Here is a 13,204-nt window from a genome sequence, read left to right as displayed (position 1 = left end):
TATAATGAATATAACTAAGGCAAAAAAAATTCATTTTGTTGGAATCTCTGGTATTGGTATTTCTGGTTTGGCTAGAATATGTTTGGATATGGGTAAAGAGGTTTCCGGATCCGATCTGACGGAATCAATAGTAACTAAAGGACTTAAAAAGGCCGGAGCCAAGATAAAGATTGGTGCTCATAAAGGCCGAAATTTAGCCAAAGATACTGATTTATTAGTCTTTTCCGAAGCTATACCGGTTGATAATATTGAGAGAAATAAAGCTGAAAAAAATAATATAGAAGAGTTATCCTATCCTCAGGCTTTAGGCCAGTTTACGGCTGATAAAAAGCTTATTTGCGTCTCTGGCACTCACGGCAAAACAACCACTACGGCTATGATGGCCCGGGTTTTAAAAAAGGCTGGTTTTGACCCGACTTTTATTGTCGGTTCATATTTACCCGAGCTAGAAGGCAACGCTCGGCTGGGTCAGTCAAATTTTGTAGTCATTGAAGCCGATGAATACGCCCGGGCTATGCTTAATTATTATCCGGATTATATTGTTTTGAATAATCTGGAAAAAGATCACCTGGACACTTACAAAAATATGGAGGATATTATCAGGACTTTTAAAAAATATATTGAAAATCTGACCTTATCTGGAACCTTAGTCATAAATACTGATGATAAGAATGTTAAAAAAGTGGCTCATAATTTTAAAGGTAATATAATTAGTTTTGGTTTGAAAAAAGGAGATTACCAGGCTAAAAATATTAAAACCAGTACAAAAACAACTAGTTTTAAAATTGAAAATACTAAAATAAGTTTAAAGTTGCCCGGTACTTATAATGTTTTTAACGCCTTAGCCGCTTTTAGTCTGGCTAGCGAGTTGGGTATTGACAAAAAAATAATTAAAAAATCATTAGAAAGTTTTAAGGGCACTTGGCGAAGGTTTGAAATCATTGGTCAGTTTGCCGGTGGACCGGTTGTTTCTGACTATGCTCATCATCCAACTGAAGTGGAAAATTTAATTAAGGCGGCCCGCCAAAAGTATCCCCAAAAAAGACTAGTTTTTGTTTTTCAGCCCCATCAGCATAACCGCACCAAAAATTTGTTCAATGATTTTGTCCGTGTTTTAAAAAAAGTTGATGTCTTGATTGTGCCCGAAATATTTGAAGTTAAGGGACGGGAAAAGAAAAAAGACCAAGGTGTTTCTTCGCAGGATATTGTCCGTGAAGTGATGGCTAAAAAAGATCAGGTTTATTACGCTAAGAATTTAAAATATACTGAAAAACTGATTAAGAAAATTATTAAAAAAGGCGACGTTATATTTATTGTTGGAGCCGGGGATATTTATAAAGTCGGGGAAAGGTTGGTTGATTAGTTAATTAAGTTGTTGAGTTATTAGATATTAAGATATCGAGATATTGGACATTAAGATATTAAGTTTTTAGTCTCTAAATGAGGCCGGAGATCTGCGGATAATTTATCCGCATAAAGATGACCTGAAAAGTGACGATGTGAGGAGCCGGGATTTATGGCAGTAAAAGCTGCTCTTGAACCTGGTTATAACAAGGCTAGATATATTGGCTTGGTTAATCTTTTTGGCCGGTTGAACCTGGCTCGAGGCTGGCTAAAAGAGCATGGACGGGTTGAACAGGAAATCTCTAGTTTTCACAGACCCGGTGAAGCTGAGTTTATACTGCGGGCTGGCTATACTAATTATAAGAAAGTTTTTAATAAAATTGTAGCCGGTATCAGGCCTGGTCAGGGGCCCCGACTCCCGGTTCTGACCAAAAAGTTATGATTTATTTTATGAGCTAAATTATTTGAGCTCTGGGATTTAATAGTCCGGGGCTTTTTTTATTAGTCTAATTGATTTATAATAAAACTTGATGAAAGGTTTGAAAGAAAAAGTAAAATTAGCTCCCTTTACTACTTTTAAAATTGGCGGTCCGGCTAAGTATTTTATAATTGTCAAGAATGAAAATCAGCTGATTGAGGCCTTGAAATGGGCCAAAAAAAATAAAATAAAATATTTTATTTTAGGGCACGGAGCTAATATATTAGTTTCTGACCAGGGTTTTGACGGCCTGGTGATTAAAAATGAAATAAAAGAATTAAAAATTTTGTCTAAGACAACCATAACAGTCGGATCTGGTTTGACCCTAGGGGAATTACTGGGGTTTTGTCTTGACCATAAATTAAAAGGCCTTGAGTTTCTGGCCGGCATTCCCAGCACGGTCGGCGGCGCTATTGTTGGTAATACGGGTAACCCTAAAAAAGCCATTGGTGATTTCATTAGTCAGGTCAAAGTAATTGATGAGAATTTAGATATTAAAATATTAAGCCATCAAGAACTTAAGTTTGCCTATAGAAAAAGTATTTTTAAAGAAAAAGATTATATTATTCTGTCAGCACTTTTTAATTTAATAAAAGATACAAAAGAAAATATTCAAAAAAAAATTAAAGAAAATATAGATAATAAAAAACAAAGCCAGCCTTTGAATAGGCCTTCAGCCGGCTGTGCTTTCAAAAATCCACCAGGAATGTCGGCTGGAAAAATTATCGAAGAATGTGGTCTCAAAGGTAAAAGTATGGGAGCGGCCAAAGTCTCGGAAATACACGCTAATTATATTATTAATACTAACAGTGCCAAGGCCGAAGAAGTAGTTATGCTTATCAGTTATATTAAACAGCAGGTCAGGGATAAAAAAAATATACAATTACAGGAGGAAATTCAGCTGGTGGGGTTTTAGAGGTTGAGTTAATTTAAGAGAGTTGATTAAGTTAATTGTCCCCCTACGGGGGATCCGCCTTGTCTGCCACAGGCAGGCTCTGGCGGAAGTGATTAAATGGTTGATTTAAACAAAAAAAATATAATATGAGAAAAAGCGAATTAGAAAAAATTAGAAAATTTCACGGTCATATTGGTCCCTATGCTGTGACTGGTTATATTATTGGCCAGTTGGTCAAAAGTCATTTCGGTAAGATTGAAAAGATAGTTATTTATAATCCATTAAAAACACCTTACTCTTGTTTGATTGACGGACTGCAGCTGTCTAGCGGCTGTACAGTCGGATGCAGCAGTATCATCTTGAAAAAAGCTGGTGATTTAAAAATTATTATTTATTTATCAAATAAAAAAATAGTTATAAACCTAAACCAAGGCTTTAAAAAAATAGCTCAGGCTCATTTTAAAAAAGATATGAAAAAATTTGCCCGTCTTATTAAACCATTAATTAATAATAATTTAAAAAATATATGAAAGAAAATATTTTAGAAAAACCAATTATAAAAATTAGTGCTTTAAAGCAAGCTCTAGTTATTATTATTTTTATATCTTTAACCATAGCCATGCCAATGATAGCCCACCAATACCAATTGGCCGGCAATATTTTTTTGCCGATGCATTTTTTTGTTTTAGCTGGCGGGTTAATTTTTGGTAAAAAAACCGGCTTTATAGTCGGAGGTTTAAGCCCGGTTATTGTTTTTGCATTATCAGGTAGGCCCAGCTTGGCTCTAATTCCTGTAATGACACTGGAGTTAGCGGCTTACGGTTTTTGGGCCGGATACTTTCGAGAAAAAGAATTAAATAGCTTTACCTCAATTGTTTTGGCTATGATTTTAGGGCGGGTTGTTTTATTTTTAACAGCCTGGGTCTTTCTCTCGGGAAATCCCTTTATTTTTTTATTCAGTGCTTTAAATCTTGGTATGGTAGGAATTTTCCTGCAATTGGCTTTAATCCCTTTTCTGATTGGATTAATTAGTAATTTTAGGCAAAATTAAATAGTTCTTAGCCAGACAATTATTAAAGGCTTTTTAATTTAAGCTTGAATTTAGGTGGTTTTTTTGGTAAACTTAGGGAAAGGTTTTAAGGAATTTTAAATATGTCATTATTATCCAAAATCTTTGGTGATCCTAATAAAAAAGTAATAGAAAAATTGCAGCCAACAGTGGACAAAATTAATGAATTAGAAAGCCAGTATAAGAAATATAAAAATGAGGACTTTGCTAAAAAAGCCAAAGATATTAAAAATAAAATAAAAAAAGATAAAAGCCGGTTGGAGGATTATTTGCCGGATGTTTTTGCTATGGTCCGCGAAGTTTCCAGACGAAAAGTTAATATGAGACACTTTGATGTGCAGCTAATTGGCGGTATAGTTATGCACCAGGGTAAAATAGCTGAAATGAAAACCGGCGAGGGTAAAACCTTAGCCGCTAACCTAGCTTTATCATTAAACGCCTTAACCGGCCAGGGTTGTCATTTGGTTACGGTTAATGATTATTTGGCCCGACGAGACTGTGGCTGGATGGGCCCGGTATATCAAAATTTAGGTCTTTCCTGTGGCTGTATTATTCATGACGGGGCTTTTATTTATGATCCCGATTTTGAGGACAAAGAGTTAGGGGACGAGCGTATCTCTCATTTAAAGCCAGTTAGTCGCCGAGAAGCTTATCAAGCTGATATAACTTATGGCACCAATAATGAGTTTGGCTTTGATTATTTGCGTGATAATATGGTACCGGATATTAAATACATGGTGCAACGATCTCTTCATTATGCCATTATTGATGAGGTTGATAGTATTTTGATTGATGAGGCTAGAACTCCTTTAATTATTTCGGCTCCGGCTGAAGAATCAGCTGACAAATACTATAAATTTGCCAAATTAATTCCCCAACTTGAGGAAGGTCCGGATTATAATGTTGACGAAAAAATGAAAGCCGCTACTTTAACCGAAGAGGGGATTAGTAAAATGGAAAACTGGCTGAATATGGATAATATTTACCAGGCTGGCGGTATTGAAATGGTTCATCATATTGAACAGGCTTTAAAAGCCCACGCCTTATTTAAAAAAGATAAGGACTATGTAATTAAAGAAGGAGAAATTGTGATTGTTGATGAATTTACCGGTCGTTTAATGCCGGGGCGACGTTTTTCGGAAGGCTTGCACCAGGCTATAGAAGCTAAAGAAGACGTAGAAATTAAAAATGAATCCCAAACTTTAGCTACTATTTCTTTTCAAAATTATTTTCGCATATACGATAAGTTATCCGGTATGACTGGTACGGCCGCTACTGAAGCCGAAGAATTTCACAAAATTTATGATTTGGACGTGGTGGTTATCCCGACCAACGAACCCATGGTCAGGGAAGACCTTAATGACAGTATTTATAAAACTGAGAAAGGTAAATTTAAAGCTATACTAAGGGAAATTAAACGTGATTATGAAGTCGGCCAGCCAGTCTTGGTGGGCACTATTTCTATTGAAAAAAATGAGTTATTAGGGGAGCTTTTGGAAAGAGAAGGCATTAAATATGAATTATTAAACGCTAAAAATCACGAAAAAGAAGCCCAGATTATCCGCCAAGCTGGCCGAAAAAAAGCCGTGACAGTGGCTACTAACATGGCCGGTCGGGGAGTGGATATAGTTTTAGGCGGCCAGCCTTTTAATAAAGAAAAGGCCCAAGAAATAAAAGAATTGGGTGGGCTTAAGGTAATTGGTACAGAGAGGCATGAATCGCGCCGCATTGATAACCAACTTCGGGGTCGTTCCGGCCGTCAGGGTGATCCTGGTTCTTCGCAATTTTTTATATCTTTGGAAGATGAATTAATGCGTATTTTTGGCTCGGACAGAATGAAAAATGTTATGAATCGATTAGGAGTCCCTGATGATATGCCAATTGAAAACAAAATGATTTCTCGCTCTATAGAAAAAGCGCAGAAAAAAGTTGAGTCGCGTAATTTTGATATTCGAAAACATTTAGTAGAATACGATGACGTGATGAATAAGCATCGTCAAGTTTTGTATAAAAAAAGAAAAGAATTTCTTACTATGAAAAGAGATAAATTAAAGGATAAAATGATGTTGATAGTTGAAGATGAAATTGAAAGAGTGGTTTATTTCCACACAGCTCCTGAGGCTAAAAAAGAATGGGATATAGAAGAAGTTTATGAAGTGGTTGATACTATTTTTCCCATACCTATTGAATCAAGAATTAAATTGGAAGAGATAAAAAGTTCTAACGCTGGTGAAAAGGAAAAGGCCGAAGTAAGAACAAGAATTGTTAAGTACCTCATGAAACTGGCGAACAAATCTTTTGATCAAATGTCTGATCAACTGGATAGCCCCCATGATCTTTTTAGAATTATTAAAGGTATTGTACTTAGAACTATTGACACTTTATGGATTGAACACCTTAGTCAGATGACTCATCTTAGAACCGGTATTGGTCTTAGGGGCTATGGTCAACAGGATCCCTTGGTTGAATATAAAAAAGAGTCATACAAACTTTTTAACCGGTTATTGTCAAACATAAATGCCCATATTATCTACAGCCTTTATAAAATACCTTTAGCTAAAAATATGTCTGCTTCACCGGTGGCTAAGAGCAAACAAGTTTTATCGGCTCCATCTAAACACGCTAAAGAAAAAAGAGAAAAACCGACGGATAATTTATCAAATCGCCGTCGGCAAAATAAAAACGGCAAAAAAATTGGACGGAATGATCCCTGTCCCTGCGGTTCCGGTAAAAAGTATAAAAAGTGTTGCGGACGGTAACAATTTAATCAATAAATTTTTATATAATTTTATTTTAGAGTAAAAAGGAGGAGAGTAATGAATAAGTGGTTCTTTATTATTAAAAATTATGTTAACCGAAATTTCCGGATGATATTTTCAGGCTTATTTTTGGCGGAACTTTAACTCTAATGTTTATAGCCTCATTAATAGTTTAGAAAATTTCTTACTTCAACGGTTCATTATAATTAAAGCCTCTCTGACTTATTTTAAAAGAGTCAGGTTTTTTTATTTTTATTTATCAGTAAAAAGAGGAATTAATGTTATCTCTAGAGAAATAATAGATTTATCTTAAGCTTGACTTTTTGGCAAATGTATGCTATTATGATGGTATAGTCCTTTAAAAGGAAACAAAAACAAAAACACAAATTAGCCGGAGGCCTGTTGTGTGCCTCCTGGTTACAAAAACCATCAAGCATCTTAAGGCCTCTGGCTTTCACCTTTGTGTTAAAAACAAAAACAAAAAATATGCCTTTTAGGTATCAAAAATTTTATATTATTTTAACAATGGTAATCCTTGTTCTAGGGGTTATTTTTTTATGTCCAAAAAAAGTTAAGGCTTATGGCAGTATTGTACCGGAAGTTAAAATATTTGAAAATAATTTACAAACCTCTAGTTTTTTTGGCTTTTTAAAATCCTTCAAAGGTGGAGTTCGTCTGGCCAGTGGTGATGTTGACGCTGATGGGTCTGATGAAATTATTGTTGGGGCTGGACCGGGAGGGGGCCCCAACGTACAGATATTTGCTGGTGAAGGAGATAAGTATAAAAGTTTTATGGCTTATGACGTGCGTTTTAGAAAAGGCATAAAAGTAGCCAGTTGTGATTTAACCGGTGATGGAGTTTCTGAAATTATCACTGGTCCGGGGGCCGGGGGTGGTCCAAACGTTAAAGTTTTTGATAACAGGGGACGGCAACTAGAAAGCTTTATGGCTTACGCTCCCAGTTTTAGGGGCGGCGTTAATGTAGCTTGCGGTGATTTAACCGGTGATGGTGTTTCTGAAATAATAACCGGTCCGGGACCGGGAGGCGGAGCTCATGTCAGAATATTCTCGGCCAGTGGAATTAACTTAGGCAAAGATTTCTGGCCATTTGATTTTAATCACCGAGGCGGTGTCTCCGTGGCCAGCGGAAATTTAACAAATGATCTAAAAGAAGAAATAGTAACCGCTGTCTACAAAAATGGTCGGCCGATTGTGGAAGTTTATGATCAAGAAAAAAATAAACTGGCCGGTTTCTACGCCTATGATGGTAGTTTTCAAGGCGGGGTTAACTTAACTTGTGGTGATATTGATTCAGATGGATACGATGAAATTATTACCGCGGCTAATTCAGGCGGCGGTCCGCATGTTCGGGGATTTAATTATGATGGCTCGCTGGCTAACGTAAACTTTTTTCCTTATCCTAGAAATTTCAGAGGCGGGGTTTATTTAGCGGCTGGTGATCTTAATGGTGATAATGATATTGAATTAATAACCGGACCTGGGTTTCTTTCTGGAACTACACTTTCGAACAGCTTAAAATATGTTGAAATAGATATTTCCAGCCAGCGTTTATTTTTACGTGAGAATGGTATGGTCATAAAAAATTATATTATCTCTTCAGGTAAGCCGAGTATGGATACCCCAGTTGGTACCTATAAAGTGATGAATAAATCACCCAATGCTTACTCATCAAGCTATGCTTTGTATATGCCTTATTGGCAGCAGTTTACCGGGATTGGTCACGGCTTGCACGGCTTACCCTACTGGAAGCTGCGTAGTGGGGGGGTGATAAAAGAAGGAGAAAATCATCTGGGTATTCGTGTCTCTCATGGGTGTGTTAGATTATCCTGGGAAGCGGCTGAATATGTTTATAATTTTACGGAAGTGGGTACTCCGATATTAATCCATAATTAAAAATAATTTTTAAATAAAAGCTTTTTAATTAAGCTTTTTTTATATTTTAAAAAATGTTAAAATAAGCTTATGATTGACAAAAAAACATTTATAACCGCTTTGGTGCTTATTTTAATAGTGATTGGAGTATCCAGTATTTATTGGTTTACAAAAGGTTCGGTTAATAAACAGACCAATCAGGCAGCCAATGAGAATGAAAATCTTGAAAAAACAAGACCTGGTAACAGAGAAGGTTTATCGAATGAAATAGTAGTAGAGAACATAGAAGACAATCAAGTTATAACCAGTCCTTTAACTATAGAAGGCCAGGCTAAGGGAACTTGGTTTTCTGAAGGTGAAATGCCTTTTAGACTAGTCAGTCAAGGGGGACTTGTTTTAAGAGAGGGAAGTATTTTTGCTGATGGTAATTGGATGACTGATAATTTTGTTGATTTTAAGGTAGAAATTGAATTTGAAGCCGAAAATATTGAAAAAGGTTATATTTATATTACTCAATCCAACCCTCGGGGGCTGGAAAAAGAACTTGAAGAACTTTGTCTACCGGTTTTATTTAAGTAAATACTGGCCAAACAAAGACTGGACAAAACATTTTTTTTACCGTTTTTTTCGGGTATAATTAGTTTATTAGAAAAAGAAAGGGGGTGAGCTTAATGCCAAGAAAAAGAAAAATCAAGAAAAAAAGAAGTACCAAAAAGAAAGCAAAAAGAAAACCAGGTCGAAAAAAAACTACTAGGAAAAGGAAAACCACTAGAAAATGCCGAAAGAAGAAATAGATTTAAATACTAAAAAAGAAAAGGGGTCTTTATACTTTAAAAACCTCTTTTCTTATTGGCAATGTTTATAAAATAGTGTATAATAACTAGCAAGTTATGAATATTAGAAAGAAAATTTGGCTGACATTTATCGGTATAATTATACTAGCTGTTTTAGCGGGTATAGTTGATTATCCGGCCGGGCCAGATATAAAAATTGGCTCTTATTTTAAGGAATTAAAAATTCATTTAGGTCTTGATCTACAGGGAGGGACTCATTTAGTCTATCAGGCCGATACCTCTAAAATAGAAGAAGCTGAAAAAGCTAGCGCCTTAGAAGGGGTCCGTGATGTTATTGAGAGAAGAGTTAATACTTTTGGGGTTTCTGAGCCAGTTGTTCAAACTAATAAATCCGGAGATGACTGGCGGGTTATTGTGGAGTTACCTGGAGTAACAGAGGTTAATCAAGCCGTGGAAATGATCGGTAAAACACCTTTGCTTGAATTTAAAAAACAACCGCCGCCGGTTGAATTAACTCCAGAACAAAAGCAAAAAATTGAAGAGTATAATGAGGAAGCCAAAAATAAAGCTCAAGAAATATTAGACCAGGCCACCCCTGAAAATTTTTCTACTCTGGCCAAGGAAAAAAGTGAAGATCCAGGTAGTCAGGAACAGGGAGGGGATTTAGGCTTTTTCAAAAAAGGAGAAATGGTACCGGCTTTTGAACAAGCTATTTTTGAAAAGGCCAAAATAGGCCAGGTTTATCCGGAATTAGTAGAGACTGATTTTGGCTACCATATCATTTTAAAGACGGAAGAAAAAGGAGAAGGTGAAAATAAAGAGGTTAAGGCTTCTCATATACTTATAAAAAAGAAATCAGAAGCTGATTATCAAACCAATCAGGGCCTGATAAATACCGGACTTTCCGGCCAGCAATTAGAAAAAGCTTATTTGCAGTTTAATAACCAAACCGGAGAAGCTCAGGTAGCTTTAGAATTTAATGATGAAGGCAAAGAATTGTTTGCTCAGATAACAGAGGAAAATATCGGGAATATAGTCGGTATTTATCTCGACGGTTCTCCTATATCCATGCCTCGGGTTAATGAAAAAATACCTGATGGTAAAGCTGTTATTACCGGTGAATTTAGTGTGACCGAGGCTAAGGAATTAGCCCAACGTTTAAATTCGGGGGCTTTGCCAGTGCCCATTACTTTAATTAGCCAGCAGAATATAGGGGCTTCTTTGGGTAAAATTTCGGTTCAGAAAAGTTTCTTTGCCGCCTTGCTTGGTTTAGCTTTTTTAGCTCTATTTATGATTATTTATTATCGTCTGCCTGGTTTGATTTCAGTTTTTGCTTTAGCTATTTATACGCTTTTAGTAGTCGCGATTTTTAAACTTTGGTCAATCACATTGACTTTAGCCGGGGTGGCTGGTTTTATATTATCCATTGGGATGGCGGTTGATGCGAATGTTTTGATTTTTGAAAGGATTAAAGAAGAGTTAGAGAGCGATAAACCTTTAAATATGGCTATTGAGGAAGGCTTTAAAAGAGCCTGGCTCTCTATTCGTGATTCTAACTTTTCATCAATTATTACCTGTGTTATTTTAGCCTGGTTTGGCACCAGTCTAATAAAAGGTTTTGCTATAACCTTGGGTGTGGGTATATTAATTTCTATGTTTTCGGCTATTATTGTTACGCGTACCTTTTTAAGATTAATAGCCGGTAATTTTTTAGAAAAACACCCCTCATTTTTAGGAGTAAAAGGAGTAAAAAAAGATGATGTATAAAATTATTGAAAAGAAAAAAATTTGGTTTATATTTTCTGGTTTGCTTATTTTAATTAGTTTGTTTTTTATTTTTACGGGAGGGCTTAAACTGGGTATTGATTTTACTGGCGGCACTTTGATGCAGATTAATTTTAAAAATGAAATTCCAGAAACAAATGAGATACGTGAAAATTTAAATCAATTAGAACTGGGAGAAATAAAAGTTCAAAAATCTGGCCAAGAAAGTATACTTTTACGCCTAAAAACACTAAGTAATCAAGAAAGAAATAATATTATAACTTCGTTAGAAGAAAAATTCGGACCTGTGACTGAGGAAAGCTTTGAATCTATTGGCCCGACAATTGGACAGGAATTAAAACAAAAAGCGTTTGTAGCTATTGCCTTGGTCTTAGTCGGTATAATTATTTATATTTCTTGGGCTTTTAGAAAAATTAAATTTTCGCATATCAATAGCCCGGTATTTGGCTTTAATGCTATTATTGCCTTGATCCATGATATATTAATTACTCTGGGTGTTTTTGCTGCTTTGGGCTTTTTCTTTAATATTGAAGTGGATATATTCTTTGTTACAGCTTTGTTAACTATACTTGGTTTTTCAGTACATGACACGATTGTAGTTTTTGACCGGGTTAGGGAAGGGTTGACTAAGGGTGAGAGTGAAGACTTTGATGAAATTTTAAACAAAAGCATCAATCAGACCATAGTTCGCTCTCTTAATACTTCTATAACTACCTTACTTGTTTTATTGGCTCTACTATTATTTGGTGGTGAAAGTATTCGTTTTTTTATATTAGCCTTAATTATTGGGGTTATTATTGGCACCTATTCTTCTATTTTTATAGCTTCACCTTTACTTTCGGTCTGGTATCACCGGAAAAACTAAAAATTATTTAAATTTAATAAAATACTCGCTTTTAAGGCGATTTTTATTTTATAACATATTCTTGACAACATTAAAAAAGTATGCTATACTAAAGATGAGATATAAATTAATTTTTATGTTTTAAAAGAGAGGTTTATCTCTCTAAAATCTCTAATTATAAATATTAAATTTAAAAATATGAATGAGCAAGATTCAAGTCTTTTAGACAAGATCCTCAGCTCGAAACAAGCTTCAGATATCAGTCATTTTAATCCGCTAGAAATAGTTTCTTCACTTCTGAAGTTAGTTTCCAGTAAAGAAGAGGATATTTTAAGGCGCCGATATGGCTTAAGCGGTGACAAAGAAGAAACTTTGGAAGAAATTGGTAATCATTTTAACGTTACTCGGGAAAGAATTCGACAAATTGAAAACTCTTCAGTGAAAAAAATTAAGAAATCCTCACAATTTAAAGATTTAATTAATGAAGTAGAAGGTATAATTACTCATCTCATCCACGAACATGGCAGTATTATGGAAAAGAATTTTTTTAATGAAAAACTTTTATCTCATGCTGGGGATAATAAAGTCAATGATAACGCTGTAAAATTTCTTATGAAGAGTATTTTTGATTATAAGTATGAAACACTTAGTGATAAAAAGTTAAGAGATTCATGGCAGCTAGAATCAGCCAGCCGAAAGCTTCTTGATAAATCTATAGAAAATTTTTTAGAAATCCTTAAAGTAGAAGGTAAGCCTATTTCCCAGGACAAAGTGATAAAAAAGTTTAAAAAAACTGAATTCTATGAATCAGAAAATGAGGTTTTATCAGATGAAGCTATAATTTCTTATTTAAGGATTAGTAAAAAAATTGATATGAATCCTTATGGTGATTTTGGGTTATCTAGTTGGGGCAGTATAAATCCAAAAAGAATAAATGATAAAATTCATATTATTTTAAAAAAACAGGAAAAGCCCTTACATTTTACTAAAATTGCTGAGCTGATAAACAAGGCCGGATTTGACCGAAAAAAAGCCTATCCGCCAACAGTTCATAATGAATTAATTTTAAATGACGAATATGTTTTGGTTGGCCGCGGTATTTATGCTTTAAAAGAATGGGGTTATCAGTCTGGTGTGGTGTCTGATGTTATTGAAGATGTTTTAAAAAATTCTGACCAACCATTAAAACGGGATGAAATTGTGGCGAGGGTTTTAAAAAGAAGAATGGTTAAAAAGAATACTATTTTACTGGCTTTATCCGACTCTAAAAAATTTAATAAAAATCCTGATAAAACCTATACTTTAATTGAAAAAGATCAAGATTTGAAACAAAAATAACCAAA

The 13,204-nt window shown here is 35.0% G+C and carries 12 protein-coding genes; all 12 read left to right on the top strand.

The genetic code is table 11. The features are described 5' to 3' along the window. Window positions 1-4: 4 nt before the first annotated feature. Window positions 5-1,363, top strand: a complete 1,359-nt coding sequence (murC, locus tag U5L76_05935) for a UDP-N-acetylmuramate--L-alanine ligase (GenBank protein ID MDZ7799107.1) — start codon at window positions 5-7, stop codon at window positions 1,361-1,363. A 153-nt stretch (window positions 1,364-1,516) separates the two neighbouring features. Beyond that, window positions 1,517-1,786 carry a hypothetical protein gene (locus tag U5L76_05930; GenBank protein ID MDZ7799106.1) on the top strand — a complete coding sequence of 90 codons (270 nt, stop codon included), beginning with the start codon at window positions 1,517-1,519 and terminating at the stop codon, window positions 1,784-1,786. Window positions 1,787-1,874: 88 nt separating this feature from the next. After that, the gene (gene murB / locus U5L76_05925; protein MDZ7799105.1) at window positions 1,875-2,738 is read left to right on the top strand and encodes a UDP-N-acetylmuramate dehydrogenase; all 864 of its coding nucleotides are present in this window, start codon (window positions 1,875-1,877) and stop codon (window positions 2,736-2,738) included. 125 nt (window positions 2,739-2,863) lie between these two features. Beyond that, the gene (locus tag U5L76_05920) at window positions 2,864-3,247 is read left to right on the top strand and encodes an FmdE family protein (GenBank protein MDZ7799104.1); all 384 of its coding nucleotides are present in this window, start codon (window positions 2,864-2,866) and stop codon (window positions 3,245-3,247) included. Continuing rightward, window positions 3,244-3,768 carry an ECF transporter S component gene (locus U5L76_05915; protein ID MDZ7799103.1) on the top strand — a complete coding sequence of 175 codons (525 nt, stop codon included), beginning with the start codon at window positions 3,244-3,246 and terminating at the stop codon, window positions 3,766-3,768. Before U5L76_05920 ends, U5L76_05915 begins: the two co-directional genes overlap by 4 nt. A gap of 101 nt (window positions 3,769-3,869) precedes the next feature. Continuing rightward, entirely contained in the window at window positions 3,870-6,545 is a 2,676-nt protein-coding gene (gene secA, locus U5L76_05910) for a preprotein translocase subunit SecA (GenBank protein ID MDZ7799102.1), read from the top strand. Window positions 6,546-7,070: 525 nt separating this feature from the next. Continuing rightward, on the top strand, window positions 7,071-8,459 hold the full coding sequence (locus tag U5L76_05905; protein ID MDZ7799101.1) for a L,D-transpeptidase family protein: 1,389 nt from the start codon (window positions 7,071-7,073) through the stop codon (window positions 8,457-8,459). 69 nt (window positions 8,460-8,528) lie between these two features. After that, a complete protein-coding gene (locus U5L76_05900) occupies window positions 8,529-9,017 on the top strand; it encodes a Gmad2 immunoglobulin-like domain-containing protein (GenBank protein ID MDZ7799100.1) in 489 nt (162 codons plus the stop codon). Window positions 9,018-9,109: 92 nt separating this feature from the next. Continuing rightward, window positions 9,110-9,232, top strand: a complete 123-nt coding sequence (locus tag U5L76_05895; protein ID MDZ7799099.1) for a hypothetical protein — start codon at window positions 9,110-9,112, stop codon at window positions 9,230-9,232. Window positions 9,233-9,328: 96 nt separating this feature from the next. After that, window positions 9,329-10,999: a protein translocase subunit SecD gene (gene secD / locus U5L76_05890; protein MDZ7799098.1), complete on the top strand. Its 1,671-nt coding sequence runs from the start codon at window positions 9,329-9,331 to the stop codon at window positions 10,997-10,999. Then, entirely contained in the window at window positions 10,989-11,882 is an 894-nt protein-coding gene (secF, locus tag U5L76_05885; protein MDZ7799097.1) for a protein translocase subunit SecF, read from the top strand. The genes secD and secF overlap by 11 nt, the downstream gene beginning before the upstream one ends. A 177-nt stretch (window positions 11,883-12,059) precedes the next feature. Next, a complete protein-coding gene (locus U5L76_05880) occupies window positions 12,060-13,199 on the top strand; it encodes a sigma factor-like helix-turn-helix DNA-binding protein (GenBank protein ID MDZ7799096.1) in 1,140 nt (379 codons plus the stop codon). Window positions 13,200-13,204 lie beyond the last annotated feature (5 nt).

The sequence above is a fragment of the Patescibacteria group bacterium genome (genome assembly GCA_034520665.1).
Taxonomy (GTDB): domain Bacteria; phylum Patescibacteriota; class Patescibacteriia; order JAXHNJ01; family JAXHNJ01; genus JAXHNJ01.
The sequence above is the reverse complement of the archived record's forward strand: the minus strand, read 5'-3'. Positions and strand labels throughout refer to the sequence as shown.